This window comes from Shinella zoogloeoides (assembly GCF_033705735.1).
GTDB classification, from domain to species: Bacteria; Pseudomonadota; Alphaproteobacteria; order Rhizobiales; family Rhizobiaceae; genus Shinella; species Shinella zoogloeoides_A.
On sequence record NZ_CP131130.1, the window covers coordinates 76,492 to 103,432 of the forward strand.

The window sequence follows — 26,941 nt, forward strand, 5'->3', positions numbered from 1 at the left end:
TCGGGGCCTGTCACGCGCAGCCGATGCGCGCGCTCACGCCTTTGGCCGGTCGGGCAGGCGCCCGTAGTCGTTGGGGCCGGGCGTGCCGGGCCAGACAAGGAAGACGAAGAGCGCGAAGAAGGAGATGGCGGGAATGAACAGGCAGACGATCAGCGGCAGCGGCAGGTTCATGTCGTGCAGCCGCTTGATCGTCAGCATGATCGAGGAGACCGTCGAGACGATGGCGACGACGAAGAAGGCGAAGGCCCAGAACAGGAAGGCCGGGTCTTCCTTCGGCACGACGACGATGCGGGTGAGCGCCGCCGAGAGCAGCATCAGCCAGAAGGCCCAGCCGAGCGCGAAGGGCGCGCGGCTGAGGCGGCCTGACCAGCCGAAGAAGAGCCAGGCAAGGGTCGGTCCCCGCTCTTGCCCGGCCGCCATGGATCAATCCCTGAGGAGTTCGTTGATGCCGGTCTTCGAGCGGGTCTGGGCGTCGACGCGCTTGACGATGACGGCGCAGTAGAGGCTGGGGGCCGGGAGGCCGTTCGGCATGGTCTTGTCGGAAGGCAGCGAGCCGGCGACGACGACGGAATAGGGCGGCACTTCGCCATAGGTCACTTCGCCCGTCGCGCGGTCGACGATCTTGGTCGACTTGCCGATGAAGACGCCCATGCCGAGCACGGAGCCCTCGCGCACGATGCAGCCTTCGACGACCTCCGAGCGGGCGCCGATGAAGCAATTGTCCTCGATGATCGTCGGGCCGGCCTGCATGGGCTCCAGCACGCCGCCGATGCCAACGCCGCCCGAGAGGTGTACATGCTTGCCGATCTGCGCGCAGGAGCCGACCGTCGCCCAGGTATCGACCATCGTGCCCTCGCCGACATAGGCGCCGAGATTGACGAAGGAGGGCATCAGGATGGCATTCGGCGCGATATAGGCCGAGCGGCGCACCACGCAGTTCGGCACGGCGCGGAACCCGGCCTTCTCGAATTCGTTGACGCTCCAGCCGTCGAACTTGGAGGGCACCTTGTCCCACCAGGCCGATTCCCCGGGACCGCCCTTGACGATCTCCATCGGGTTGAGGCGGAAGGAGAGCAGCACGGCCTTCTTGAGCCACTGGTTCACCGTCCAGTTGCCGTCCTCGCCGCGCTCGGCGACGCGTGCCTTGCCGTTGTCGAGCAGGTTGAGCGCGGTCTCCACCGCATCGCGCACTTCGCCGCGCGTGCCGGTATTGATACCGTCCCGTTCCTCGAAGGCGCGGTCGATGGTTTGGGAAAGGGCGGCGAGGTTGGACGTGTTCATCGGAATTCCTTAAACTTCGAGGCTTATTTTCGATTGTCGGGACGCCGGAAGGTCGATTTCATCAATCAGCAAAATGCTCTAGAGCAAGTGCCGGGAAAGATGAAGCCCCTTTCCGGCAGATACTGTCGCACGGGCGAACGGGTAATCCCGTGAGAGTTGAAAGCAGGAAAGTGACATGGCGAGACTGAAGAAGAAGAACCTGCGCCGCAAGGATGGCGTGTGGGATCCGTTGGCCGACAGCGCGCAGGACAAGCACCGCGCCGCCGTGGTGCCGCAGACGCCGCAATCGGCAAATCCCGCCTACCGGCTCGCCTATGTCGACGACGACTTCCTCTGCCGCGAGGAGCTGCGCCCGGTGCGCCTCCAGCTGGAGCTCTTGAAGGTCGAGATGATGCTCGCCGAGCGCGGCATCAAGTCGACCGTCGTCATGTTCGGCGGCGCGCGCATTCCCGCCCCCGGCCAGGAGGCCTGGGCGGCGCGCAACGAGACGCAGCGCATGAACCTCGAGGCGGCCTCCGTCTATTACGAGGAGGCGCGCAAGTTCGCGCGCATGTGCTCGGAGAAGTCGGCCGAGCTCGGCTTCAAGGAATATGTCGTCGTCACCGGCGGCGGGCCGGGCGTCATGGAGGCGGGCAACCGCGGGGCGACCGATGTCGGCGCCCCCTCGATCGGCCTCAACATCGTGCTGCCGCACGAGCAGGCGCCCAACCCCTATGTCACGCCGGAGCTCAGCTTCAACTTCCACTATTTCGCCGTCCGCAAGATGCACTTCCTGCTGCGCGCCAAGGCCGTCACGGTCTTTCCGGGCGGCTTCGGCACGCTGGACGAGCTGTTCGAGACGGTGACGCTGATGCAGACCGGCCGCATGGCGCTGGTGCCGCTGATCCTCTTCGGCAAGGAATTCTGGCACAAGATCATCGATTTCGACGCGCTCGCCGCCTTCGGCACCATCGCGCCCGGCGACGTCGAGCTGATGCAGTTCGTCGAGACGGCGGACGAGGCCTGGGACATCATCGTGAAGTTTTACGAAAACCTGGAAGCCGAGCCCGCAACGGCGCACGGCTGACGGGTCGCGCCTGCTTCATGAAAAGACGCCCCGGCAGAACCGGGGCGTTTCAGTCGAACGTGCTGCCGGCAAGGCTTACTTGTCGCCGCGCTTGCCCATCTCGTCGAGGGTGATGAAGCCGTCGCCGTTGCGGTCGCGTTTCTTGAACATGGCGATGGCGGCGGTTTCCATTTCGGCCTTGGTCAGGGTGCCGTTCTTGTCGGCGTCGGCGCGCTCGAACATGTGCATGCCCCTGCGGTCGATCCGGGCTTCGCGCAGCGCCTTGCGGGCGGCGTCCTTCGCCTCGCCGTCGGTCGCCTTCACCGCGCGGAAAGCCTTGCGGGCATCGCGGAAGGCTTCACGCTTCGCGTCGATCTCGGCCTTGGTGACCTCGCCGTTGCCGTCGGTGTCGAGGCGCTGGAAGGTCTGCGTGGCGCGCGCTAGCATCTCGGCCTGCGAGATCTTGCCGTCCTTGTCGGTGTCGAGCCGGTTCAGCATGCGCTCGGCGCGCTTCCCGCCATCCTTGCCGTGATGGCCCTTGCCCTTCTTGCCGGGCCGGGCAGCCGCCGTGTCGATGGCGCCGTCCTTGTTCGTGTCGCGGCGCTCGAAGGCCTTTTCCGCCACGGCAAGCACTTCGGCCTCGGAGAGCGTGCCGTTCTTGTCGGTGTCGGCCTTTTCGAACATCCGGCCGGCGCCCGGCAGCATGTAGGGGCCGCCGGCGCGCAACGCCTCGCGGGCCTTCGCCCGGTCCGCCTTGGCGGCGTCGTGAACGGCCTTGCGGGCGTCCTTGAAGGCCTCGCGGCGTGCCTTGATCTCGTCCTTCGTCACCTGGCCGTTGCCGTCGGCGTCGAAGGCCTTGAAGGCGGCGGAGGCGTTCGCCTTGAACTCGGCGAGCGAGACCTTGCCGTCCTTGTCGGTGTCGAGGCGCTCGATCATCGCGCCATGGTGGTGGCCATGCTTGTGCTTGTCCTTGGCGGCGAAGGCCGGGGCGGCTGCGCCCGAGAACATGAGGCTGGCAGCTACGGCGCCGAGAAGAAGTTCCTTTTTAGCCATGGTCGTTCCTTTCATCCATCGTCGTCCCTTGAGGGGCAGGATAGGGGGAACGCCGGCCGGCGCCAGTTACAAATTGGTAATTGAACCTTATGACCGGAAAGGGATCTTTCCGTGTCCGGAAGAAGGCACGCCGGCCGGGCCTTAAAGCAGCGCGTTGAGGAAGGCCGTCAGGTTCGAGGTCGCATAGTCGATATGCCTGTCCTCGTCCGTGCGCTTTTCCCAGGCGTCGGTGAACTCGTGGTCGATGTCGCGCGGGGTGAGCAGCACGGTCTTCATGCCGAGCGCCTTCGGCACGACGAGGTTGCGCGGCAGGTCCTCGAACATTGCCGCATGGCCGGTATCGACCCGGTGCAGCGCCATGAACTTGTCATAGGTTTCGCCGGCCGGCTTGGGCACATATTCCGCCGCCACGATGTCGAAGACGTCGTCGAAATGGTGGAAGATGCCGAGCGCCCTGGCGGCCATCTCGGCATGCTTCACGCTGCCATTGGTGAAGATGAACTTGCGGCCGGGCAGCGCCTGGATCGCCTCGCCGAGCGGAAGGTCCGGCGACAGCACGTCGTAATCGATCGCATGCGCCTTTTCGAGGAAATCGGCGGGGTCGATGCGATGATGGATCATCAGCCCCTTCAGCGTGGTGCCGTGGTCGAAATAATACTGCTTCTGCAGCGCCCGGGCGTCCTCGCGCGACAGGCCGAGCAGGGCCGAGACGTAAGCCGTCATGTTCTTGTCGATCTGGGCGAAGAGATCGACATGATGCGGATAGAGCGTGTTGTCGAGGTCGAAGACCCAGTCACGCACATGGGAAAAGTCGGCTTTGTTCGGAAGATCGGTCATGGGCCGTCTTATGGCACGGGTCCGGGGCGAGGGAAACGGAATTTTCCGCGATGGCCCGCGCGGACGATGGATTTGCGGCAAGCCCCATGCTAGCGGGCTGACATGGAACTCTGGATCCCCATCACCATCGCCGCCGCCTTCCTGCAGAACCTGCGCTCGGCCCTGCAGAAGCATCTTCAGGGCTCGCTCGGAACACGCGGGGCGAGCTTCGTGCGCTTCGGCTACGGCTTTCCGCTGGCGATCTTCTACGTGCTTGTGCTGCGCCTCGCGGTCGGCCTGCCGTTTCCGGCGCTCAACTGGACCTTCGCCTTCTGGGCGGTGATCGGCGGCCTGGCGCAGATCTTCGCGACCATGCTGCTCGTCTACCTGTTCTCGCTGAGGAACTTCGCCGTCGGCACGGCCTATTCCAAGACGGAGCCGGTGCAGGCGGCGATCTTCGGCTTCGTGCTGCTCGGAGAGCGCATCACCTTCGGCGCGGTCGTCGCCATCATCGTCGGCGTCGTCGGGGTGATGCTGATCTCGCTTGCCCGCGCGCCGCTCTCCTGGCGCAACATCCTCGCGGCGCTGACAAGCCGCACCGCGCTGATCGGCATCGCCTCGGGCGCGGTCTTCGGCATCTCGGCGGTCGCCTATCGCAGCGCCTCGCTGTCGCTTCAGGGGCCGGGGCCGATCATGGACGCCGCCGTGACGCTCGCCTGCGTCACGACGTTCCAGACGGCCTTCATGCTGGTCTGGATGGGCTGGAAGGACAAGCGGGAGATCGTCGACGTCCTGAAGAGCTGGCGCTCGTCCTCGCTGGTCGGCATTGCCGGCGTGCTCGGCTCGGCCTGCTGGTTCACGGCGATGAGCCTCCAGCAGGTCGCCTATGTGCGCGCACTCGGCCAGATCGAGCTGGTCTTCACCTTCATGGCGTCGTGGTTCCTGTTCCACGAGCGGGTGAACCGCACGGAGGCGGCCGGATGCCTGCTGATCGTCTGCGGCATCTTCGGCCTTCTCTTCCTGTAGGGCTCAGGGCACCAGCAGCGTGCCCGCGCCGTGCTCGGTGAAGAGCTCCAGCAATACCGAATGGGCGGTCTTGCCGTTGAGGATGACGACGCCCTGCACGCCCGCCTTGATGGCGTCGATGCAGGTCTCGACCTTCGGGATCATGCCGCCGGAGATCGTGCCGTCCTTGATCAGCGCGCGGGCTTCGGCGACGGAAAGCTCCTTGATGAGCTGGCCGTTGCGGTCGAGCACGCCCGGAACGTCCGTGAGGAAGAGCAGGCGCGTCGCGTTCAGCGCGCCGGCGATGGCGCCGGCGAAGGTGTCCGCGTTGATGTTGTAGGTATGGCCGTCGCGGCCGGGTGCGACCGGGGCGATGACCGGGATCATCTCGGATTTGGCGAGCAGGTCGATCAGCGTGCGGTCCACCTCCACCACCTCGCCGACGAAGCCGAGGTCGAGGATGCGCTCGATATTGCTGTCGGGGTCGATGACGGTCTTCTTGGCCTTTTCGGCGAAGACCATGTTGCCGTCCTTGCCGCACAGGCCGATCGCCCATTCGCCCGTCTGGTTGATGAGCGCGACGATCTCCTTGTTGATCGAGCCCGCCAGCACCATCTCGACGATCTCGACGGTCTTCTGGTCGGTGACGCGCAGGCCCCCCTCGAACTTCGATTCGATGCCCATCTTGGTCAGCATCGCGCCGATCTGCGGGCCGCCGCCGTGCACGACGATGGGGTTGACGCCGGACTGCTTGAGAAGCGCGATGTCGCTGGCGAAAGCCTTGCCGAGCTCGGCATTGCCCATGGCGTGGCCGCCGTATTTGACCACGATGGTCTTGTTCTCGTAGCGCTGCATGTAGGGCAGGGCTTCGGTGAGAAGGCGGGCTTGGTTTTCGCTTTCGGATAGGGACATGGCGGCCTCTTGGGAATGGGTGGGGGCCTGTTTAACGCATGTTTCGTGACGATGGAATGATCCCCATGGTCGGTGGCGCAAAAAGCCGATGGGGAATATGATGCGGCTCCGCGCCTGCCCTATAGGCAAAGGCGCATCGGCGTTCCTATATGTGGAAGAGAGGCCAAGTCCTCGCGTCAGTCCTGGAACCGAGAGAGTGGATTGAGCCGATGGCGGCGTCCGACCGAGAGATGAGAGAACCGTGCTGCGATCAGGTGATCGCGGGCGAGTACGTGCTCGGGGTCCTGTCCGACGAAGACCGCCAGAAGGTCGAGGCGCGGCTGATGCGCGACCGCCAGTTCGCCGCCATGGTGAGCCGCTGGGAGGAAAACCTCGCCACCTTCGGCGACGGCTACGAGCCGTTGCATCTTTCCCCCGGCGCCCGCGCGCCCGTCGAGCAGCATATCCTGACCACCACCCCGTGCGACGCCGTGTTTTCCGGCAAGGTCTCCGGCGGCTGCTGGCATTCGCTGACGCTCTGGCGCGCGCTCGCGCTCGCCTCCTTCGCCGTCGCGGCCGGCCTTGCCCTTCTCCTCAGCGCGCTTCTGGCGCCGCGCCCCGTCAATGGCGGCCGGCTGGTCGCGGGCATGACGGGCGAGAACGCCGCGATGGGGCTGGTCGCCCGCTATGACGATGCGAGCGGCACGCTCGCCGTGACGCCCGTCGCCGGTCCCGAAAAGGAAAAGTCGCTGGAACTCTGGCTGACCGAGGCCGGCAAGGCGCCCGTCGCGCTCGGCGTCCTGCCGCAGACCGGCGAGGGACGGCTGGCGGTGCCGCGCGAAATGCGCAGCCGCATCGTCGAAGGCGCGACGATCTCCGTCAGCGTCGAGCCGTTCGGCGGCTCGCCGACGGGCAGGCGGACCGGTCCGGTGCTGGCGACCGGCGCGGCCCACTTCGACTGACGGTTCCGATTATCGATCGATGGCGCTGAGGATCGCGGCCCGCAGGTCGTCGAGCCCGCGGCCCTTTTCCGACGAGGTGGCGAGCACCTCCGGATAGGCGGCCGGATGCTTGGAGATCTTCTGCAGTGTCTCCTCGATAAGGCGCGGCACGCCGGCATCCTTGATCTTGTCGGTCTTGGTCAGCACGACCTGGTAGGAGACCGCCGCCTTGTCGAGCAGCGAGAAGACCTCGTCGTCGTTCTTCTTGATGCCGTGGCGGCTGTCGATCAGCACATAGACGCGCTTCAGCGTCGAGCGGCCGCGCAGGTAATCGAAGACGAGCTTCGTCCAGGCGTCGACCTGTTCCTTGGGCGCCTGCGCATAGCCGTAGCCCGGCATGTCGACGAGCGCCATCGGCGGCAGGTCGTCCTCGGCGCCGGAAAAACCGTCCGGCACGAAATAGTTGAGCTCCTGCGTGCGGCCGGGCGTGTTGGAGGTGCGGGCAAGGCCCTTGTGGCCGACCAGTGCATTGATCAGCGACGACTTGCCGACATTCGAGCGGCCGGCGAAGGCGATCTCCGGCGGGCCTTCGGGCGGCAGGAATTTCATCGCCGGCACGCCGCGGATGAAGATCCACGGCCTGCCGAACAGCGGCTTGTCGCCCGTTGCGCTCGTCTCTGTCATTGCTTCCAGCCTTCCTTGTCAGGCTCCCGGCTTCCCGGTTTTGGCCGCGAAAGTCAAGCGCGCGCCCGCCGCCGGGCATCCGGCAAAAGAAAACCCCGGCCGATGGCCGGGGTTTCGCATGTCGTCCGACGGGATCGTCAGGATGGTTTCGTCTTCTTCCCGAACAGGCCCTTCAGATTGTCGAAGAGCTCGATCTTGACGCCGTGGCGCTTCATGATGATCGCCTGCTGCACGATGGACAGCGTGTTGTTCCAGGCCCAGTAGATCACGAGGCCGGCCGGGAAGGATGCCAGCATGAAGGTGAAGACCAGCGGCATCCAGGTGAAGATCATCGCCTGGGTCGGATCCGGCGGCGTCGGGTTCATGCGCATCTGCATGAACATGGTGATGCCCATGATGATCGGCCAGACGCCGATCAGGAGTGCATGCGGCACGTCGTAGGGCAGGAGGCCGAACAGGTTGAACAGCGACGTCGGATCGGGCGCCGAAAGGTCCTGGATCCAGCCGAAGAACGGCGCATGGCGCATTTCGATGGTGACGTAGATCACCTTGTAGAGCGCGAAGAACACCGGGACCTGCAGAAGGATCGGCCAGCAGCCCGCCAGCGGATTGATCTTCTCCTCCTTGTAGAGCTGCATCATCGCCTGCTGCAGCGCCATGCGGTCGTCGCCGTGCTTGGCCTTCAGTTCCTCCATCTTCGGCTGCATCTTCTTCATGTTCGCCATGGAAGCGTACTGCTTGCTGGCGAGCGGGAAGAAGAGACCCTTGACGACGATGGTCGTGATGAGGATCGCGATGCCGAAATTGCCGAAGTAGCGATAGAAGAAGTCCATCAGCTGGAACATCGGCTTGGTGAAGAACCAGAACCAGCCCCAGTCGATCATCAGGTCGAAATGCGGGATCGAGTAGGACGTCTTGTACTGGTCGATGATCGGCACTTCCTTGGCGCCGCCGAAGAAGAGGTTCTTGACTTCGATCGTCTGGCCAGGCGCGATGGTCACGTCATCCTGGCGATAGTCGGCCTGGTAGCGCGGACGGCCGTCCTGGAAATAGGAGAAGCGCGTCTCGTAGGGGGTCGCCTGCGGCGGCACCAGCGCGGTCGCCCAGTACTTGTCGGTGATGCCGAGCCAGCCGCCCGTCGCCTTGCCGGGCGCGACGGTCGTGTCCTTCTCGGCGTCCTTGTACTTCACCTCGTGCAGGCCGAGGTCGCCGAGCTCGCCGATAAAGCCTTCATGCAGCACGTAGACCGACGGGGTGGACGGCTTGAAGAAACGCGTCGTGCGGCCATAGGCCGAAAGCGCGACCGGCGTTTCCGTGCGGTTCTCGATGCTGTCGGTGACGGTGAACATGTAATGCTCGTCGACCGAGATCGTGCGGGTGAAGGTGATGCCCTTGTCGTTGGTGTAGGAAAGCTTGACCGGGGTCGTCTGCGTCAGCTTGCCGGCGCCGTCCTGCGTCCAGACGGTCTGCGGGCCGGGCATCTGGCCGGTCGCCTCGCTGCCGACATAGCCGATTTCGGCGAAGTAGCCGTGTTCGGTCTCGGCGGGGCTGAGAAGCGTGATGATCGGGCTCGTCTTGTCGACGGTCTCGTGGAATTCCTTGAGCTTCAGGTCGTCGAAGCGCGCGCCCGTCAGGTTGATGGAGCCGGCAAGCGCGGGCGTGTCGATCTCGACGCGGGCGGACTTGGCAAGGGCCTGTTCACGCGTTTCGGTCGTGGCAGCCCCGCCGGCAGCGCCCGGCAGCGTGCCGTTCGTCCCGGTGGCGGCGGGCGTGGTGCCGCCTGCGGTGGTGGTGGTCGTCTGCTCCGTCGTCTGGGCGGCCTGCTGGGCTTCCAGCGCGGCGCGATCCTTCTCGAGCTTGGGGTTCACATAGAGGAACTGCCAGGCGACGAGGATCAGCACGGACAGCGCGATCGCCACGAAGTAATTGCGGTTTTTTTCCATCACTCTTTCCCGGGCGCAGCAGGGTGCTGCTGCTTGTGTTTCTTCTGCCGCGTGGTGATCCGGTCCTTCAGACCGGCCTGCAGGGTTTCGAAGGGCGCGCCGAGCACGTCCCGTCTGGCGACAACCACATAGTCGTGTCCGGGCTCCATTGCAAACCCGGCCGATAGCCGCACGGCCTCTTTCAGGCGGCGGCGCATGCGATTGCGTTCCACGGCGTTGCCGTGCTTCTTGGTAACGGTGAAGCCGACGCGGGGCGGTTCGTCCGGCATCTGCCGGTCACGCACTTCGAGAAGGAACAGGGGACCCTTGCGCCTCTCGCCCTCGCGCACAAAAAGAAACTGCGGACGGCTTTTCAGCCGTCCGACAGCAGATTTCTCAACAGTTTTCGTCATTGCCCGTCGCCTCTGTTCGGGCAGGCACGGCCTTAGGCCGAGAGACGTGCGCGGCCGCGGGCGCGACGTGCAGACAGGACCTTGCGGCCGCCTGCCGTTGCCATGCGGGCGCGGAAGCCGTGACGACGCTTGCGAACAAGCTTGGAGGGCTGGTAGGTACGCTTCGACATTTATTTAATACCGCGGTGTGCGGCCCTTCTTGGGTTTGCGTTTACGCAAGGAGCGTGAAAGTCCGGCATAGGCGTGCCCTTACGGGAAGCCGAGCTTTCCGGACGTGCGCGGCTTATAAGGGCAAAGCCGGTCGAAAGTCAATTGCAGCGAAGTTCATGCCATGCGTCTGTCACAGTCGTTAATGGGATTGCTCTTGATGGTTGTGTTCTTCTTGCCGATTGCCAGTTTCTCCTTACGCTGCGTGAAGGAATTCCGGGGGCAAATCCCCCGGAAGCAGGGGGCGAGGCAATATTAGCAAGTATTCACTCGCCTGTTGTTTGTGCGGGTTGCATCAAAATCTAATTAACCTTTAGCCTTTACCGTCCCTGCCAAAGGTGAGCCGGATTTCTCCGCTTGCCGATCTGCTATCCGTGCCATTGGGAGTGTGACGTGAAGATACGCGGCAAGATCTATCTCATCGTTGGGGTGATGGGCCTCATTTCGGTCCTCATCGGCGGTATCGCCGTCCATGTCGTCTCCGAATACAGCGACAAGCTTCGCCAGTATGAGAATGCCGCCGACCGCGCCTTCCTCGGCGAGCACCTGAACCGTCAGGTCACCGCCGTCGTCATGGAAGCCCGCGGCATCTATGCCGCCAAGGATGCCGAAGGCGCCGGGAAGTTCGCCGAAGGCATCGCCAAGGAACTGGACGGCATCGACAAGACGCTGAACGAGTGGCGCCCGCTGGTGCCGGCCGAGCAGAAGGCCGCCTTCGACGCCGTCGTTGCCCGCGCCGCCGAATTCCGCACCTTCCGCTCCGAGACCGCGCGCCTCGGCAAGGAAGGCTCCATCGCCGCGGCCAACGAGCAGGGCAACAACGAGGGCAACCGCGCCAACCGCAAGGCCTTCCAGAAGGAAATCGACGCCGTCGTGGAGACGGACAACCAGAACCTCACCGCGATCCGCGGCGATATCGAGGCCTTCGAGACGCTGATGCTGATGCTGGTGCTCGGCACGGTCGGCGCGGGCCTCGTGATCGGCGGCGGCACCGCCTTCTATATCGCGACCAACGAACTCAGCCGCCCGATCCAGAACGTCACCGAGACGATGAAGCGCCTCGCCGGCGGCGACCTCGAGACCGAGGTGCCCTATGCCGGGCGCCAGGACGAGATCGGCGAAATGGCCGGCGCCGTCGCCGTCTTCCGCCAGAACGCCATCACGGTGCGCGACCTCAACGCCCAGGAACAGATCCTGCGCGAGAAGAGCGCCGACCTGCAGTCCTCCATCGCGGCCGTCGTGCATGCCGCCGCCGCGGGCGATTTCAGTTCGCGCATCGCCAAGGACTACCAGAACGACGACCTCAACCGCTTCGCCCGCAGCGTCAACGAACTCGTCGCCGGCGTGGAGGAGGGCATCGCCGAAACCCGCCGCGTCATCGGTGCGCTGGCCGAAGGCGACCTGACGCAGACCATGGACGGCAGCTTCCGCGGCGCCTTCGCCGAACTGCAGCAGAACGTCAACACGACGCTCGCCACGCTCCAGAGCACCATGCGCGAGGTGCGCGCCTCCACCGACGCGATCAACGCCAATTCCGGCGAGCTGCGCACCGCCTCCGACGATCTTTCCAAGCGCACCGAGCAGCAGGCTGCCGCGCTGGAGGAAACCTCGGCCGCGCTGGAGGAGATCACCGCCGCCGTCAAGAACTCGACGGAGCGCGCCAACGAGGCGAGCGTCATGGTCGGCGAGGCGACGCAGAGCGCCAAGCAGTCCGGCGCCATCGTGCGCAACGCCATCGACGCGATGGGCCGCATCGAGCAGGCGTCGAGCGAGATCAGCCAGATCATCTCGGTGATCGACGAGATCGCCTTCCAGACCAACCTGCTTGCCCTCAATGCCGGTGTCGAGGCCGCCCGCGCCGGCGAGGCCGGCAAGGGCTTTGCCGTCGTCGCGCAGGAAGTGCGCGAGCTTGCCCAGCGCGCCGCCAGCGCCGCCAAGGACATCAAGGGCCTCATCACCAAGTCGGGCGACGAGGTCTCCGTCGGCGTGCGCTATGTGCAGGAGACCGGCACGGCCCTTTCCGACATCGAAAGCCGCGTCGTCACCATCAACGATCGCATCCATTCGATCGCCACGGCCGCCCGCGAGCAGGCGACCGGCCTGCAGGAGGTCAGCACCGCCATCAACCAGATGGACCAGGTCACCCAGCACAATGCCGCCATGGTCGAGGAGACCTCGGCCGCCACGCACAAGCTCAAGGGCGAGGCCGACAGCCTTGCCGGCCTCGTCGCCCGCTTCCGCACCGGCGATGGCGCCTTCCAGGCGGCGCCCGCACCGGTTCGCGCCGATGCGCGCCCGGTCGAATCGCCCGCCCGCCGCATGATGGGGAGCGTCGCCCGCGCCTTCGGCGGCAATCGCGCGACGGCCGCCGCCACGGCCACGGCCGTGGAGAGCTGGGAAGAATTCTGATCTCCCATCGGGTTGAGTGAATGAGGCGCGGCGGTCGCAGGATCGCCGCGCCTTTGTCTTTCCTGCGGCAGCGTTGGAAAAATTGCCGTAATTCTCTATCATGGGCTGTCGGCTGTGGCCGACGGTGTCGTCGATTGTCGGTCGCGGCATCGAGCGCCGCTTTGCGGCATGTCCGGGAGTGGGAGACATGGTGGACAGAGACGGGACGCCGCCCTTGACCGAGACGCCGGTTCCGGCGGTCGGGTTCCTGTCCGGCCTGTCGGGAAAGCTCCTGCTGGTTACCGCCGTCTTCGTCCTCATCGCCGAAGTGCTGATCTTCGTGCCCTCCGTCGCCAATATGCGGCTGATGTGGCTGCGCGACCGGCTGAACACGGCCGCCGCCGCCGCCGTCGTCATCGAGGGCCTGCCGGACCAGGAATTGCCGCGCCCGGTGCAGGAGGAGACGCTGCTGGCGACGGGCACCAAGGCGATCGTGCTGAAGAAGCAGGACGCCTCCCGCATGGTCGCCGCCGTCGACATGCCGCCGAGCGTCGACGCCCAGTACGACCTTTCCGACGTCTCGACGCTCGGCTCGGTCTACGATGCCTTCGACACGCTGCTCTTTGGCGGTGACCGCGTCATCCGCGTCTACGGCCCGGTCGGTGAGACGACGACGCGCATCGAACTGCTGCTCGACGAGGGCGCCCTGCGCCGCGCCATGCTGCACTATGCGCGCAATGTCTTCATCTTCTCGATGCTCATGTCGCTCGCCACGGCAAGCCCGATCTTCTTCGCGCTCAACCGCCTGCTGATCCGTCCCATGCGTCGCATGACGGCCAATATCCGCGAATTCGCCACCGACCCGTCCAACCCGGCCCGCGTGCTGGAGCCCTCCGGCGGCCGCGACGAGATCGCCGTGGCCGGCATCCACCTCGCCGCCATGCAGCAGACGCTCCAGCGCACGCTGAAGGAGCAGAAGAACCTCGCCGATCTCGGCCTCGCCGTGTCGAAGATCAACCACGACATGCGCAACATCCTCTCCTCCGCCCAGCTCATGTCCGACCGCCTGTCGGATGTCGACGATCCGGTGGTCAAGCGCGTGGCGCCGAAGCTGCTGCGCAGCATCGACCGGGCGGTGGGCTATACCAACGAGGTGCTCTCCTACGGGCGCATGCGCGAGCCGGAGCCGCGCCGCCGCTTCGTGGCACTGCGCCCGCTGGTGCAGGAGGTCTCCGAGGTTCTGGCGCTCGATGCGCGCGGCGATATCGACTTCGTGGTGCAGATCGAGCCGGGCCTCGAGGTCGATGCCGACGGCGAGCAGCTCTTCCGCGTCATCCATAATCTTTGCCGCAACGCCGTCGAGGCGCTGCTGCAGGATGCCGCCCTGCGCGAGCGCGCGGTCCTGGTGACGGGCCTTCGCACCGGCAGCGTCGTTTCCATCTCCATCGACGACAACGGCCCCGGCATGCCGGCCAAGGCGCGGGAAAACCTCTTCGCCGCCTTCCGCGGCTCAGTGCGCTCCGGCGGCACCGGCCTCGGCCTTGCCATCGCGCGCGAGCTGGTGCTTGCCCATGGCGGCACGATCGCGCTGGTGGAGAAGGCGACGCCCGGAACGCTCTTCCGCATCGAGCTGCCGGACCGCCCCGTGCCGCTCGACGCCTTTCGCCACCGCGCCTGATTTCCCGGGCGCTTTGCGCCGCGACAGGACGGCGCGATGAAAAAAGTGCATTTTTTCTCCGAAAGGCGCTTGCAATAAGCCCAAGCACCCTTTAGAGAACCGCCTCGCAGCCGGGCACAACGACCCGCCACTGCCAGCGCACCCGTAGCTCAGCTGGATAGAGCACCAGACTACGAATCTGGGGGTCAGGAGTTCGAATCTCTTCGGGTGCGCCATTTCTCCTCTACATTCTATTGCATAGGCTTGGCTAAGGCTGGGAGCCGGCTCTCGTCGTCATCTTGTCTGTCATTCCACGCGTATATCGCCCGGGCGGCTGGCCGACGAAGCGGCTGAAGGCCGTACTGAAAGTGCTTGCCGAGCTGTAACCAACGCGCTCGGCGACTTCGGCGATGCCGATATCCCGCTGGCGCAGGAGATTCCTTGCGAGCGTCATGCGCAGGGCTAGCAGATACTCCATTGGTGGCGCGCCGACATTCCGCACGAATCTGTCGAAAAACGCGGAGCGCGAAAGGGCCGCCTCCTTTGCCAGTGCCGCCATTGTCCAGGGATGCGCCGGGTCGGCGTGCAGCTGCCTGAGGGCCTGTGCAATTCTGGCATCCCCCAGGCCGCGCAACAATCCGGCCGGGGCATCCGGTGTCTGCATCAGCCGCAAGGCCTCCACCAGCATGATTTCGACAAGCCGGGTCAGCACCAGTTCGCGCCCGGGACGCTCGGCGGCGGCCTCTTCGATCACGAGTTCCACCAGCATAGACAGCCGGTCGACGCCGCGTACATGCACTTGCTCGGGAAGCAGTGAGACGAGAAAGCTGGAATCGTCGCTGTCGAAGATGAAATATCCTCCGAGGATGCGGACGCTCGGTGGGCCGTCCTGCCTGCCATGTCGAATGTCTCCGGCAGCGGCCCCTGCTTGCGGATCGATGAGGTCCGGTATGATCGGTTCGAAGCCTGACATCGTAAAGCTGGGCGTGCGCGGAAGCAGGATGAAATCGCCTGCCTCAAGGCGCAGTTCCTTTTGCCCCTCGACATTCAGGCGACAGGCGCCCTCGATCACGATGGCAAAGCTGGGATGGCCGAAATCTTCGTAGCGCACCCCCCAGCGCCCCGCGCCACTAATACCCTTCGTGAACACGGCGCGAGGGCGGAGCAGGCCGGCGATATCGGAGAGTGGATCGATCATTTCCGGACTATAACGAATTAAATTCGGACTTTCTATCGTAGATCGTCCTTTCTCGTCGAATTACATTGGGACCAGATCCCAACAAGGAGACGAACAGTGAAAACCGTGCTGATTACCGGGTGCTCATCGGGTTACGGCCTCGAGGTGGCGCGCCACTTTCTGGCGAACGAGTGGAATGTCGTGGCGACCATGCGCACGCCCCGGCAAGACCTTTTCTCGCAGGAGCCGAACCTGCATATTCTTCCGCTGGATGTGACGGATGAGGGCAGCATTGCCGATGCCATCGAGGCTGCCGGCCCGATCGATGCGCTGGTCAACAATGCCGGGATCGGCGTCGTCGGCGCATTCGAGGCGACGCCCATGTCTCATATCCGCAAGATTTTCGACACGAACACCTTCGGTGTCATGGCGATGACGCAGGCCGTGATCCCGCAGATGCGGGAACGCCGCGCCGGCGTGATCGTGAACGTGACCTCTAGCGTCACATTGGCGCCCATGCCACTGGCGGCCGCCTATACTGCCAGCAAGCAGGCCGTCGAAGGATTCACAGGGTCGCTGGCCCATGAATTGGGGCACTTCGATGTTCGCGTCAAGCTCGTCGAGCCGGGATATGCGCCAACGACGCGGTTTGCGCAGAACACCCCCATCCTCGTCGAGAATCTCATTCCCGAGTCCTATGCCGGCTTCGCCGCGCCGATCTTCGCGCAGTTCGCGCGGCCGGCGCTGACCACGCGGGAAAGCGATGTTGCGGAAGCCGTCTGGAACGCCGTCAACGACCGCTCCGGCACGTTGCGATTCCCGGCCGGCATGGATGCGCAGGCTCTCGCCCGCACGAACTGATCCTTGCCCTGCCGGCTTCGGCGTGCAAACGGATAGGAACAACGCCAGGTCGGCCGGAGCGTTTCCTCTTTCCCATCTCTCGCTTGCCGCGGACGGCGCCATCTGCCGGATGGTTTCCGCCGTGGCCGATCTGCCACGCGGGATGGCCTCTCGTTCGTCACGTCCTTCTTCGTCCGCACAGCCTCTCTTCAAAACCGCCCGCCGCTCGGCTAAGCAGGTGCGAACGGTGCGTGCACGGCGCCGGCGAAAACAGGAAAGCGGAAGGAAGCGGGACATGACGAGCCGCGTTATGCCGCGCGTATTGCGTCGCGTGATCTTCGCCGGGTTGCTGGTGCTGGCGAGTTGCGCCGGCCGGCCGGAAGGCGTGCTGGTGCCGAGCGGCGAGACGCCGCCGGGTGTGTCCAAGGTCGATCTGCTGGTCGCGACCACCCGCGCGCCGTCGAGCCAGCCGGGCGTCCTCTTCTCCGGCGAGCGTGGCTCCCAGCTGGAGCTGCGCGACATCGCCATCTCCATCCCGCCCGACGCCAACCGCAAGGTCGGCCAGGTGCAATGGCCGAAGAAGCTGCCGGCCGATCCGATGAAGGATTTCTCGACCGTCAGCGTGAAGCCCGTCGAAAGCGCGAAAGCCGGCCGCGTCTGGCTCGACCATAACCTGCCGAAGAGCCGGCGCGTGCTCGTCTTCGTGCACGGTTTCAACAACCGCTATGAGGATGCCGTCTACCGCTTTGCGCAGATCGTGCACGATTCGAAGACGGATGCCGCCCCGGTGATCTTCACCTGGCCCTCGCGCGCCAGCATCTTCGATTATTCCTACGACAAGGAAAGCACGAACTATTCGCGTGACGCGCTGGAGGAGCTGCTGCGGGCGGCGGTCGATACGCCCGAGGTCGGCGAGATCACCATCATGGCGCATTCCATGGGCACCTGGCTCGCCGTCGAGACGCTGCGCCAGATGGCGATCCGCGACGGGCGCGTGCCGAAGAAGATCCAGCAGGTCATTCTTGCTTCCCCCGACCTCGACGTCGATGTCTTCGGCCAGCAGCTTCGCGCCATCGGGCCGGACAGGCCGCAGTTCACGCTCTTCGTCTCGCGCGACGACCGGGCGCTGACGCTCTCGCGCCGCATCTCGGGCAATGTGGATCGCCTCGGCCAGATCAACCCCGCCGCCGAACCCTACCGCTCCATGCTGGAAAAGCAGGGCATCACGGTGATCGATCTCACGGCGCTGAAATCCGGCGACCGGCTCAATCACGGCAAGTTCGCTGAGAGCCCCGAGGTCGTGCGCCTCATCGGCAACCGCCTGATCGACGGCCAGTCCGTCACGGATTCGGAGGTCGGCCTCGGCGAGCGGCTCGGCGCCGTGGCGCTCGGCACGGCCCAGACGGTCGGCAGCGCGGCGAGCATCGTGGTCTCGACGCCCATCGCGGTCTTCGATCCGGTGACGCGCAGGAATTACGACGACCAGTGGCGCCGCCTCGGCAATTCGGTCGAGGACACCACGACAACGGCCGTCGGACAGTAAAAGGCGGCCTCGCAGGGAGCGCCTCGCGCCGCCGGCAAGGCCGCCCACCTTTCCTACGTCATGTTCGGGTCGAGCCCGAAGATAACGATAGAGAGGAAAGAAAGGGTCTGAATAAACAGAGGCGGCCCGCAGGGGCCGCCTCATCGTTTACCGGATGCTTTTAGCGCACCCAGATCACCTGGCGCGAGCCGCGGTCCACGAGAACGGGCCGCTGGTCGACATAGATGTAGCCGTAGTTCGGGTTTTCCGGCACGTCGACGATCTGCACCGTATCGGGGACCACCATGCCGGCCTCGACCGGTCCTTCCAGGATGACGGGATCGACCGGGTGCCGTTCGACATAGGTGATCGTCGCCTCGGGAATGTCGGACGAAATGCTGCCGGTGGCCTGCACGTCCGGCGCATAGATCACCTGACGGCTGTCGGTGCGCACGATGACCGGGCGGTTGTCGACATAGACATAGGCAAGGTCGGGATGCTCGGGGATCGGCGTCAGCGTCACGCTGTCGTCGAAGCGCGTCTCGGCCGTTACCGGAGCTTCGAGGACGACGGGCGGTGTCGGGTTCTCCATGACATAGACCCGGGCGTCGTCCGGAACGGCGGCATCCGCGCCGATGGCGAAACCGGCCACGCCGCCGACGACCGCGCCGATCGGGCCTCCGACCACGGCGCCCGCCGCAGCCCCTGCGGCCCCGCCGGCAGCCCCGCCGAGAGCCTCCTTGTCGCGATCGTCCGCATGGGCGGCGGTGGCGCCGAGAAGTGCCAGGGCGGCACCGGCCATGAGAATCTTGCGCATGTTCTTCTCCTTCGAAAATCGGGTTTATCACCCCTTCGGCGGAGACAACGTCGTTTTGCCGGACCGGTTCCGGCGGAAGGCGGTCGAGGCATCACGATGTGTAACGCGCGTTAACCGGCGGCCTCAGGCGATTTCCGGGTCGCGCCGCGCGATTTCATAGTCCTCGTTGTGCACCTGCAGGCCCTCCTCGGTCACCACGACGATGCCATAGGCGCCGGGCTCGTCGACCGACAGCGAGGCGTTTGGCATGTCGAAGGGCATCGGCTGCTGGTGCACCGGGCTCTTGAAGATCGAGAAGGGAATGCCGCGATGCGAGCCGCCGATCGTGCGGTGGACATGGCCGGCGAAGATGTGCCGGACATTGCCGTGGCGCAGCACCAGATCGTAGAAGGCATCCTCGTTGCCGAGGCGGATGGCGTCCATGCCGGTAAAGCCCGTCTTGTGCGGCGGGTGATGCATGAAGAGCAGGACGGGACGGCCGTCCGCGCCGGCAAGCGCCCGGTCGAGCCAGGCGAGGCGCCTTTCGCAAAGATAGCCGGCATGGCTCATCGGATAGTCGTAGGGCGGTGCAAAGAGCGTGTCGAGCAGCACGACCCGGCAGTCGGAAAAATCGATGGACTGCTGCACGAAGCCGTTCTCGTCCGGCCGGACATGGGTGAAGGTCTCGAGGAAACGGTCGCGATAGTCGTGGTTGCCGATGGTGATGGCGACGGGCGGCACGACCCGCGCGAGAAGGCCGTGCAGGCGCTCGTAGGACAGCGTGTCGGCCCGGTGCGCGAGGTCGCCGGTGATGATCACGCGGTCGGCGTCGGGATGGTAGCGGTTGACATGCTCGATGCCGGCCAAAAGCCGCTGGTAGGGATCGAGGCCGATGATGGTCGCGCCCTCGGGCACCATATGCAGGTCGGTGAAGACGATGAGCTTGGTCATGAAGAGTTCCTGGCGGGACGATCGTGATCCCATCTTCGTAGCGCGCGAACCTGTCGCATGAAAAGCTGTTGGAACGCGGCCCGATCTGATATATCAGAGAGAAAGCAGCCGGGCGGCCGGCGAGAACGGAGCATATCGACATGAGATGGAAGCGCACGATCCAGTTGCTGGACGTTCATTGCGAGGGCGAGATCGGCAAGGTGGCCATCGGCGGCGTGCCGAAGATCCCCGGCAATTCGATCGCCGAGCAGCTCAACTATATCAACACGGTCGACGACAGCCTGCGCCGCTTCCTGTGCCTCGAGCCGCGTGCGGCCGCGACGGGCTCGGTCAACCTTCTGGTGCCGGCCAAGCGTCCCGAGGCCGATGCCGGCTTCATCATCCTGCAGGCCGACCAGGCGCATGCCTCCTCGGGCTCCAACTCGATCTGCGTCACCACGGCGCTGCTCGAATCGGGCATCGTCGAGATGAAGGAACCGGAAACCGTCGTCGTGCTCGACACGGCCGCCGGCCTCGTCAAGGCGACGGCGACCTGCCGCGACGGGCGCTGCGAGAAGGTAAAGCTCACCATGGTGCCGTCCTTCGTCCAGGAACTGGACGTCGAGATCGACACGCCGCACTGGGGCCGCGTGCGCTTCGACATCTCCTATGGCGGCATCTTCTATGCGCTGGTCGATGTCGACCAGATCGGCACGAAGATCGAGAAGGCCAACGCCCGCGCGCTCGTCGATGCCGGCATGGCGCTGAAGGACCTCATCAACAAGTCGATGAAGATCGTGCATCCGGAAATCCCCGAGATCAACGGCGTCGCCTATGTCATGTTCCGCGATCGGGACCCGGACGGCCTCGTGCGCACCGCCACGACCATGTGGCCGGGCCGCGTCGACCGCTCGCCCTGCGGCACCGGCAATTCCGCCAACCTCGCCACGCTGCATGCCCGCGGCCTTGCCAAGGTGGGCGACACGTTCCGCTCGCGCTCGATCATCGGGTCGGAGTTCGAAGTCGGATTGCAGGCCGAGACCGAGGTCGCCGGCCGCAAGGCCATCATCCCCACCATCACCGGCCGCGGCTGGACCTTCGGCCTGCACCAGATCGCGCTCGATCCGACCGATCCGCTGGCGGAAGGCTTCGCCATGACGGACACCTGGGGCCCGCAGGCCGGCGAGATCCGCTGAGGCTCCGGCCCGCCCTGTTTCCGCGGGAACAGAGGCGGCGGGAGCGAGGGCGCATAAGAGTGTCCGGGAGGGCGGCGTGCGATTGACGCGTCGGCCTCCATCAGGTCCAATCCGTTTCCGGCCCGTCCGCGAAAGGCACCCAGATGCGAATGCTCAACGCCCTGAGCCCCACCCAACTCAGCCGGAGGCTCTTCATCGCCGGCGGCGCGCTGGCGCTGACGAGCATCGGTGTCCGTGCCACGCAGGCCAATGCCGTCATCGGCAAGGCCGTCGAGATCACCGGCAATGTCAGCCGCCGGCAGGCGAACCGTCTGGAGGGACTGAAGGCCGGCGCGAGCCTGATGGACCGGGACTTCGTCTCGACGGGCAAGGAAAGCTTCGCGGAACTCGCCCTCGGCGAGGATACCAGCCTCCTGCTCGGCAGCGAGACGGAACTCCTGATCGATACCTTCATCGCCGGCCAGGGCGGCACCATCGAGCTCGGCACCGGGCAGATGGTCTTCGACCGGCCGGAAGGCCTTGCCAAGATCGACCTCACCATGCGCACCGCCTTCGGCATGATCGGCGTGCGCGGCACGAAATTCTTCGCCGGCCCCAATCGCGGCGTCTTCGCCGTCTTCGTCGAGCATGGCCGCGTCGAGGTGACGGGCGGCGGCGTGATGAAGGCGGTCGGCCGCGGCGAGGGCGTCGAGATCCGGGCGCCGGGCGAGGCGCCCGGCGCGGTCACGCAATGGGGCAAGGCCCGCATCCGCGAGGCCTATGCGAGCGTCGGCATCCGTTAATCCAGTGTGAAGAGCGCCATCGTGCCGAAGCCGCGGATCTCGTGGCTGCCGATGGCGCGCAGCGTGCGGCCGGTCTCGCTTGCGGCGCGCGGGCCGACGCAGATCTGCGTGCCGAGGAACTTGTTGGCATCCTGCAGCCGCGCGGCGAGGTTCACCGCATCGCCATGCGCCGTATAGTCGAGCTTGCCGCCGGTCCCCACTTCCCCCAGCACCGCCATGCCCGTCTCGACGCCGATGCGCGTGCGGCCGAAATCCTTGTCGAGGAAAGCGGGGCGGCGGCGCATCTCCTCCGTCAGGGTGCGGATCTCGTCGGCGCAGGCGAGCGCCTTGTCGACATGCCGGTCGAGATCGTCGGGCGCGTTGAAGAGCGCATGCACCGCGTCGCCCACCACCTTGTCCACCATGCCGCCATGGCGCGCGACGAGGCCGTTCACCTCGGAGAAGTAGATGTCGAGCAGCCTGACGAGGTCGTGCGGTCCGATCTTCTGGGCGAGCGCGGAAAAGCCCTCGATATCGGTGAAGAGCGCCGTCACCTGCCGCTCCTCGCCCGCCACGCGCCCGAGGTCGGGATTGTCGATATAGCGCGAGACGACGGATTGCGGCAGGTATTGCGCAAAGCGCAGGCGGGCCGTCGCCTCGGCGCGGCGCACGTGGGCATATTGCAGGAGGCCGGTGACGAGCGCCGCCGTCGCCACGATCAGCGACATGCCGACCGCATCCGAAAGCAGCGCCGTGCGCAGATAGAGCAGCACGGACGCGCCGAAGACGAGGCCGATGAGGCCGATGCCGGCCATCGCCGCCCCGAGCGGCCGCAGCCGCGCCGCCGCCAGCGCCGCCGCCGCTCCCACGACGAAGGCGAAGCCGGCCTCCAGCGGCAGGAGGCCGAGGTCCCGTGTCGGGATGCGGTCGGTGAGGATGGCGTTCGCCACGTCCGCATGGATCTGCACGGAGGGTTCGAGCGTCATGGAGGCGCTGGTGCGAAGCCCGCCGAGATTGGGCAGGCTGCTGCCGATCAGCACCACCTTGCCGGCGATCCGCTCGGCCGGAACGCGCCCCGCAACCACGTCGCCGGCGGAGAAGGTGCGCGCGGCGATCGCCGCCGGTCCGCTCGCCACGAAGCGCAGGCTGCCGTCCTCGTCGAGCCGCAGGATGCGCGAATCCTGCCGCAGCCAGGCGGGATTGCCGCCGAGGACAGGGGTATGTGCGCCGGCCGCGAGCCGCGCGGCCTCCACGCCGAGCGCCGGATAGGCCGCATTGCCGAGGATGGCATAGGCCTGCACGCGGCGCACCACGGCATCCTCGTCGCCGACGAGGAAGGCGGCCGCCGCCGCCGCGGACCTGTCTTGCAGGAAGGCGCAGGAGCTTTCCGTGCCCTCGATGAACCAGAGATCCGGCACACCGACCGGCCGCTGCAGGGCGAGCTTGGGAACCGGATGCGGTGCGCCGTCCAGCGTCTCGCCGATGAGGAAGCCGAGCACGGTCGGCACCCGGCCGATAGCGCCGGCAAGGGCGGCATTGGCCGGTTCTTCCGCCGCGCAATCCGTGCTGAAGATGAAATCGAAGGCGACGGCCGCGGGCCTTGCCGCCGCAAGCCGGTCGACCAAAGCGGCCGTCTCGGCCCGCGTCCAGTCCTTGTTCGGCGCGCCCTGGAAGGCCTTGCGGTCGATGTCGACGACGACGATCCGGTCGCTCTGCGCCGTCGGCATCGCCTGCGTCAACGCGTCGAAATAGGATTCGCGCTGGCGCTCCAGCGCCGTCTCGCCGAGGACGAAAAGGGTGAGCGCGCCGGCAAGGCTGGCGACGAGGCCGGCGGCAAGGGGCCTGTATTTCTTGGCGATCATCTGGCCGGCGGCCTATGCGTCATCCGGCTCGGCGATGCCGTAGAGCCGGCCGACATGGCAATGGATGACGCCGTCATTGCGGCGGATGGCGCCGGCCTCTTCCAGCACCAGGATGGAGCGGTTGATCTTCGGCCGGCTGGCGCCGAGGATGCCGGCGATCTCGGTCTGGCTCAGCGAAAGCTGGAGATTGGCGCTGTCGGGCAGTTCCTCGCCGTGGATGGTGCGCAGCGTCGCCAGGAAGAAGCGGGCGACGCGGGCGTCGAGATCGTAGAGCGCGATGGTCTCGAGCTGCTCCGTCGTCTCGCGCAGCTTGGTGCAGAGATAGTGGATGATCGCCTGCGCGGCGGCCGGATGGCGCGCGATGAGGTCGAGGAAGTCGCGCTTGGCGATTACATAGCCTTCCGTGGCGACGGCCGCCGTGGCATCGGCCGAGCGCGGCTGGCCGTCGAGGATCGCCATCTCGCCGAGCACCGCGCCGGGCTCCAACTGGCGCAGCGACAGTTCCTTGCCCTGCGGCGTGATCAACGAGAGCTTGATGCGGCCGGAGACGAGCGCGATGAGATAGGTGCCCTCGTCGCCGCGCTGGAAGATGACGGTGCCGGCCGGCCATTTGCGGTAGGTTGCGATGGCCGCGACCTCGCCGATCGTTTCCTTGCCGAACCCCTCGAAAATCGGAAAGGAACGCCAGAACGCAGCACTTCTGTTGATCTCGTTCATATCCGCTTTCCCCCGGCCGCTGACGGAGCGGGCACCTCGTGGGGAAATCTTCGCCCAGCCGCCGGGCGCTTGCAACAGAAAAGAGCGGCGTCCTGCGACCGGTAGCGGATGGTGCGCTACCGGCAGATGCGCACCCGCTTGGTGACGATCCGGCCATAGGCGTCGGTCGTGCGGATGCGCTTGGTGATGCAGTTCTGCTGGTAGTGGCCGTAATAGCCCTCGCCACGGCCACCGGCTTTTCCGGAGGCCGTGAAGGCGAGGGTGGCAGCGGCAAGGACAAGGATGGAAAGCAGGGGGCGCATGATGTCTCTGGAAAGGGGAAGGGGGAAGGGGGAATGCGGGTCGCCTCCTTCTCGCACGAGGCGCGGTGCGTTTCTGTTCCGTGGGGAACAGGAGATCGTTCACAAAAAGAGAACGATCTGTCTTCTGATTGCCCGGCTTCCTTGACGAATGAAAGCTGCTATCTGTCCGCCAACGCAAACACCGAAGCCTCAGGAGCTTTTCATGCCGCAGAACGCCGTCGTCCTCGTCGGACGCATCCTCCTCGCCCTCATGTTCATCACGTCGGGCTATCCGAAGCTGATCGATCCGTCGGGCACCGCCGGCATGATCGCCGGTGCGGGCCTCCCGGCCGCCACCGCACTCGCCTATGTCGCCGGCCTCTTCGAGCTGGTCTCCGGCCTCTTCATCCTCGTCGGCTTCCAGACGCGCATTGCCGCCTATCTGCTCGCTGCTTTCAGCGTCTTCACCGCTCTTGTCTTCCACAGCGGCGCGATCAACATTCCGGACTTCCCGGAAGGCGCAAACGGCCTGCTCACCGTCTTCAACGGCCTGATGATGTGGAAGAACATCACGATCGCCGGCGGCTTCCTCGTGCTCGCCGCCTTCGGCCCGGGCTCCATCTCGCTCGACGCCCGCCGCGCCGCGGCCTGAACGACAGCCATATTCTGATCCTCCAGAAACCCTTCCCGGCCCGCCGGGGAGGGTTTTTCCGTATCTGGGGCCGTGCATCCGCTGGAAAGCCGCCGCTCTTGCTGCTATGCGCAGGCAAAGACAGTCATGCGGGAGATGCCGATGTTTTCCAATTCCTTTCCGGACCGAGACGTGATGGCGGAGCTGATGGCCCGCATGCTGTGGGAGATCAAGGCGGTGCATTTCCGCCCGGAAGAGCCCTACAAGCTCGCCTCCGGCATGGCCTCGCCGGTCTACATGGACTGCCGCAAGCTGCTCTCCTATCCGCGCATCCGCTCGGCCATCATGGATTTCGCCGCCGCGACTGTCACCCGCAATGCCGGCTTCGAGCGCTTCGACGTGATTGCCGGCGGCGAGACGGCGGGCATTCCCTTCGCCGCGCTCTTGGCCGACCGCCTCGGCCTGCCGATGATCTATGTGCGCAAGAAGCCGAAGGGCCACGGCCGCAACGCCCAGATCGAGGGCGTGATGGCGGAGGGCGCGCGCGTCCTCGTCATCGAGGACCTCGTGACGGTCGGCGGCTCCATGTTCACCTTCATCGACGCCATCCGCGCGGCCGGCGGCGTGGTGGAGCACGGCATGTCGCTGTTCTACTACGGCATCTTCAGGGAAGCCGAGGCGCGCTATGCCAATGGCGGCGTCAGGCTGCACCACATCGCCACCTGGCGTGACGTGCTGGCCGTCGCCCGCAAGGAAAAGCTCTTCGACGACGCGACGCTCGCCTCCGTCGAGGCCTTCTTCGATGCGCCGCTCGCCTGGTCGGCGAAGCACGGCGGCGTCGCGGAACTGCCGACCGCATAAAAATCGCTGGCGCTTTCGGTTGTGATCGTTTAAATCGATTGAAATTCCGATTGGAGGATACCGGATGATCCTGTGTTGTGGTGAAGCGCTGATCGACATGCTGCCGCGGACGACGACGCTCGGCGAGGATGCCTATGCGCCCTATGCGGGCGGCGCGATCTTCAACACGGCGATCGCGCTCGGCCGCCTCGGCGTTCCGGCCGGCTTCTTCACCGGCCTTTCCGACGACATGATGGGCGACATCCTGCGCAAGACGCTGGGCGAGAGCGGCGTCGACTACAGCTATTGCGCCACGCTGTCGCGCCCGACCACCGTCGCCTTCGTCAAGCTGGTCGATGGCCATGCGACCTATGCCTTCTACGACGAGAACACCGCCGGCCGCATGATCACCGAGGCCGAGCTCCCGGTTCTCGGCGCGGATTGCGAGGCGCTGCATTTCGGCGCCATCAGCCTCATTCCCGAACCCTGCGGCTCCACCTACGAGGCGCTGCTGGCGCGCGAGCACGAAAAGCGCGTCATCTCGCTCGACCCGAACATCCGCCCCGGCTTCATCCGGGACAAGGACGCCCATATGGGCCGCATCCGCCGCATGGCGGCCATGTCCGACATCGTGAAGTTCTCCGACGAGGACCTCGCCTGGTTCGGCCTCGAAGGCGACGAGGATGCGCTCGCCCGCCACTGGCTGCACCACGGCGCGAAGCTCGTCGTCGTGACGCGCGGCGCGGAAGGTGCGGTCGGCTATACGGCGGACCACAAGGTCACGGTGCCGAGCGAGCGCGTGACCGTGGTCGACACGGTCGGCGCCGGCGACACGTTCGATGCGGGCGTGCTCGCCTCGCTGAAGATGCAGAACCTGCTCACCAAGCAGCAGGTGACAAAGCTCTCCGAAGACCAGATCGCCAGGGCGCTGGCGCTCGGCGCCAAGGCCGCCGCCGTCACCGTCTCCAGAGCCGGTGCGAACCCGCCCTGGGCAAAGGAAATCGGCCTCGCCTGAGAGGGTAAGCCTCTACAGCCTTCCCGCAAACAAAAAGGCCGGATCATCTGACGATGGTCCGGCCTTCGAT

At 65.7% G+C, this 26,941-nt stretch carries 27 protein-coding genes and 1 tRNA gene; 13 read left to right on the plus strand and 15 right to left on the minus strand.

Going from position 1 to position 26,941, the window contains the following annotated elements; all coding sequences use genetic code 11:
• Positions 1–33: 33 nt before the first annotated feature.
• Together ShzoTeo12_RS00370 and dapD are read right to left on the minus strand one after the other, a co-directional pair.
• Positions 34–420 (minus strand): DUF805 domain-containing protein, encoded by a 387-nt coding sequence (locus ShzoTeo12_RS00370; RefSeq protein ID WP_318910762.1) that lies wholly within the window; start codon positions 418–420, stop codon positions 34–36.
• Positions 421–423: 3 nt separating this feature from the next.
• The gene (dapD, locus tag ShzoTeo12_RS00375; protein WP_119257463.1) at positions 424–1,281 is read right to left on the minus strand and encodes a 2,3,4,5-tetrahydropyridine-2,6-dicarboxylate N-succinyltransferase; all 858 of its coding nucleotides are present in this window, start codon (positions 1,279–1,281) and stop codon (positions 424–426) included.
• 175 nt (positions 1,282–1,456) lie between these two features.
• Between dapD and ShzoTeo12_RS00380 the strand changes: the two genes are divergently transcribed.
• Positions 1,457–2,347 carry an LOG family protein gene (locus ShzoTeo12_RS00380; RefSeq protein ID WP_119257464.1) on the plus strand — a complete coding sequence of 297 codons (891 nt, stop codon included), beginning with the start codon at positions 1,457–1,459 and terminating at the stop codon, positions 2,345–2,347.
• Between the two features lie 75 nt (positions 2,348–2,422).
• On the opposite strand, the gene ShzoTeo12_RS00385 is transcribed toward ShzoTeo12_RS00380, so the two are convergent.
• On the minus strand, positions 2,423–3,379 hold the full coding sequence (locus ShzoTeo12_RS00385) for an EF-hand domain-containing protein (RefSeq protein WP_318910763.1): 957 nt from the start codon (positions 3,377–3,379) through the stop codon (positions 2,423–2,425).
• Positions 3,380–3,520: 141 nt separating this feature from the next.
• Positions 3,521–4,216, minus strand: coding sequence for a pyrimidine 5'-nucleotidase (locus ShzoTeo12_RS00390; RefSeq protein ID WP_119257466.1), 696 nt, complete (start codon positions 4,214–4,216; stop codon positions 3,521–3,523).
• Positions 4,217–4,318: 102 nt separating this feature from the next.
• On the opposite strand from ShzoTeo12_RS00390, the gene ShzoTeo12_RS00395 reads away from it, so the two are divergent.
• Positions 4,319–5,221, plus strand: a complete 903-nt coding sequence (locus ShzoTeo12_RS00395; RefSeq protein WP_318910764.1) for an EamA family transporter — start codon at positions 4,319–4,321, stop codon at positions 5,219–5,221.
• 3 nt (positions 5,222–5,224) lie between these two features.
• Here ShzoTeo12_RS00395 and argB read toward each other — a convergent pair whose 3' ends face one another.
• Positions 5,225–6,112: an acetylglutamate kinase gene (gene argB, locus ShzoTeo12_RS00400; RefSeq protein ID WP_119257468.1), complete on the minus strand. Its 888-nt coding sequence runs from the start codon at positions 6,110–6,112 to the stop codon at positions 5,225–5,227.
• Between the two features lie 209 nt (positions 6,113–6,321).
• On the opposite strand from argB, the gene ShzoTeo12_RS00405 reads away from it, so the two are divergent.
• Positions 6,322–7,053 (plus strand): anti-sigma factor domain-containing protein, encoded by a 732-nt coding sequence (locus tag ShzoTeo12_RS00405; protein WP_318910766.1) that lies wholly within the window; start codon positions 6,322–6,324, stop codon positions 7,051–7,053.
• A 9-nt stretch (positions 7,054–7,062) separates the two neighbouring features.
• Here the strand turns inward: ShzoTeo12_RS00405 and yihA are convergent, their stop codons facing one another.
• The 4 genes from yihA to rpmH form a co-directional block, all read right to left on the minus strand.
• Positions 7,063–7,716: a ribosome biogenesis GTP-binding protein YihA/YsxC gene (gene yihA, locus ShzoTeo12_RS00410; RefSeq protein ID WP_119257470.1), complete on the minus strand. Its 654-nt coding sequence runs from the start codon at positions 7,714–7,716 to the stop codon at positions 7,063–7,065.
• 137 nt (positions 7,717–7,853) lie between these two features.
• Positions 7,854–9,659: a membrane protein insertase YidC gene (yidC, locus tag ShzoTeo12_RS00415; RefSeq protein WP_318910767.1), complete on the minus strand. Its 1,806-nt coding sequence runs from the start codon at positions 9,657–9,659 to the stop codon at positions 7,854–7,856.
• Entirely contained in the window at positions 9,659–10,051 is a 393-nt protein-coding gene (rnpA, locus tag ShzoTeo12_RS00420; RefSeq protein WP_119257472.1) for a ribonuclease P protein component, read from the minus strand. The genes yidC and rnpA overlap by 1 nt, the downstream gene beginning before the upstream one ends.
• A gap of 32 nt (positions 10,052–10,083) precedes the next feature.
• Positions 10,084–10,221, minus strand: coding sequence for a 50S ribosomal protein L34 (gene rpmH / locus ShzoTeo12_RS00425; protein WP_119257473.1), 138 nt, complete (start codon positions 10,219–10,221; stop codon positions 10,084–10,086).
• Between the two features lie 430 nt (positions 10,222–10,651).
• On the opposite strand from rpmH, the gene ShzoTeo12_RS00430 reads away from it, so the two are divergent.
• From ShzoTeo12_RS00430 to ShzoTeo12_RS00440, 3 genes are all read left to right on the plus strand, one after another.
• Entirely contained in the window at positions 10,652–12,667 is a 2,016-nt protein-coding gene (locus ShzoTeo12_RS00430; protein ID WP_318910768.1) for a methyl-accepting chemotaxis protein, read from the plus strand.
• Between the two features lie 187 nt (positions 12,668–12,854).
• The gene (locus ShzoTeo12_RS00435; RefSeq protein ID WP_318910769.1) at positions 12,855–14,324 is read left to right on the plus strand and encodes a HAMP domain-containing sensor histidine kinase; all 1,470 of its coding nucleotides are present in this window, start codon (positions 12,855–12,857) and stop codon (positions 14,322–14,324) included.
• A gap of 138 nt (positions 14,325–14,462) precedes the next feature.
• Positions 14,463–14,539, plus strand: a tRNA-Arg gene (locus tag ShzoTeo12_RS00440).
• A gap of 32 nt (positions 14,540–14,571) precedes the next feature.
• On the opposite strand, the gene ShzoTeo12_RS00445 is transcribed toward ShzoTeo12_RS00440, so the two are convergent.
• Positions 14,572–15,501, minus strand: a complete 930-nt coding sequence (locus ShzoTeo12_RS00445; protein ID WP_318910770.1) for an AraC family transcriptional regulator — start codon at positions 15,499–15,501, stop codon at positions 14,572–14,574.
• Positions 15,502–15,597: 96 nt separating this feature from the next.
• Here ShzoTeo12_RS00445 and ShzoTeo12_RS00450 point away from each other — a divergent pair, with 96 nt between their 5' ends.
• Together ShzoTeo12_RS00450 and ShzoTeo12_RS00455 are read left to right on the plus strand one after the other, a co-directional pair.
• On the plus strand, positions 15,598–16,341 hold the full coding sequence (locus tag ShzoTeo12_RS00450) for an SDR family oxidoreductase (RefSeq protein WP_318910771.1): 744 nt from the start codon (positions 15,598–15,600) through the stop codon (positions 16,339–16,341).
• Between the two features lie 274 nt (positions 16,342–16,615).
• Entirely contained in the window at positions 16,616–17,863 is a 1,248-nt protein-coding gene (locus ShzoTeo12_RS00455) for an alpha/beta hydrolase (protein WP_119257476.1), read from the plus strand.
• A 160-nt stretch (positions 17,864–18,023) separates the two neighbouring features.
• Here the strand turns inward: ShzoTeo12_RS00455 and ShzoTeo12_RS00460 are convergent, their stop codons facing one another.
• Positions 18,024–18,659 carry a DUF1236 domain-containing protein gene (locus ShzoTeo12_RS00460; RefSeq protein ID WP_318910773.1) on the minus strand — a complete coding sequence of 212 codons (636 nt, stop codon included), beginning with the start codon at positions 18,657–18,659 and terminating at the stop codon, positions 18,024–18,026.
• 123 nt (positions 18,660–18,782) lie between these two features.
• Positions 18,783–19,589: a phosphodiesterase gene (locus ShzoTeo12_RS00465; RefSeq protein ID WP_119257478.1), complete on the minus strand. Its 807-nt coding sequence runs from the start codon at positions 19,587–19,589 to the stop codon at positions 18,783–18,785.
• A gap of 140 nt (positions 19,590–19,729) precedes the next feature.
• On the opposite strand from ShzoTeo12_RS00465, the gene ShzoTeo12_RS00470 reads away from it, so the two are divergent.
• Both ShzoTeo12_RS00470 and ShzoTeo12_RS00475 read left to right on the plus strand, forming a co-directional pair.
• Positions 19,730–20,764: a proline racemase family protein gene (locus tag ShzoTeo12_RS00470; RefSeq protein ID WP_119257479.1), complete on the plus strand. Its 1,035-nt coding sequence runs from the start codon at positions 19,730–19,732 to the stop codon at positions 20,762–20,764.
• Between the two features lie 161 nt (positions 20,765–20,925).
• On the plus strand, positions 20,926–21,546 hold the full coding sequence (locus ShzoTeo12_RS00475; protein WP_318912474.1) for a FecR family protein: 621 nt from the start codon (positions 20,926–20,928) through the stop codon (positions 21,544–21,546).
• On the opposite strand, the gene ShzoTeo12_RS00480 is transcribed toward ShzoTeo12_RS00475, so the two are convergent.
• From ShzoTeo12_RS00480 to ShzoTeo12_RS00490, 3 genes are all read right to left on the minus strand, one after another.
• Entirely contained in the window at positions 21,543–23,384 is a 1,842-nt protein-coding gene (locus ShzoTeo12_RS00480; protein ID WP_413251161.1) for a CHASE2 domain-containing protein, read from the minus strand. The genes ShzoTeo12_RS00475 and ShzoTeo12_RS00480 overlap by 4 nt on opposite strands.
• Before the next feature lie 15 nt (positions 23,385–23,399).
• Complete coding sequence (locus ShzoTeo12_RS00485; protein ID WP_318910776.1) at positions 23,400–24,104, minus strand: Crp/Fnr family transcriptional regulator; 705 nt, start codon at positions 24,102–24,104, stop codon at positions 23,400–23,402.
• 116 nt (positions 24,105–24,220) lie between these two features.
• Positions 24,221–24,406 (minus strand): hypothetical protein, encoded by a 186-nt coding sequence (locus tag ShzoTeo12_RS00490; RefSeq protein ID WP_318910778.1) that lies wholly within the window; start codon positions 24,404–24,406, stop codon positions 24,221–24,223.
• Between the two features lie 202 nt (positions 24,407–24,608).
• Here ShzoTeo12_RS00490 and ShzoTeo12_RS00495 point away from each other — a divergent pair, with 202 nt between their 5' ends.
• The 3 genes from ShzoTeo12_RS00495 (at position 24,609) to ShzoTeo12_RS00505 (ending at position 26,871) form a co-directional block, all read left to right on the plus strand.
• The gene (locus ShzoTeo12_RS00495) at positions 24,609–25,037 is read left to right on the plus strand and encodes a DoxX family protein (protein WP_318910779.1); all 429 of its coding nucleotides are present in this window, start codon (positions 24,609–24,611) and stop codon (positions 25,035–25,037) included.
• Positions 25,038–25,178: 141 nt separating this feature from the next.
• Entirely contained in the window at positions 25,179–25,877 is a 699-nt protein-coding gene (locus ShzoTeo12_RS00500; protein WP_318910781.1) for an orotate phosphoribosyltransferase, read from the plus strand.
• 64 nt (positions 25,878–25,941) lie between these two features.
• On the plus strand, positions 25,942–26,871 hold the full coding sequence (locus tag ShzoTeo12_RS00505; protein ID WP_318910782.1) for a carbohydrate kinase: 930 nt from the start codon (positions 25,942–25,944) through the stop codon (positions 26,869–26,871).
• The last annotated feature ends 70 nt before the right edge of the window (positions 26,872–26,941 follow it).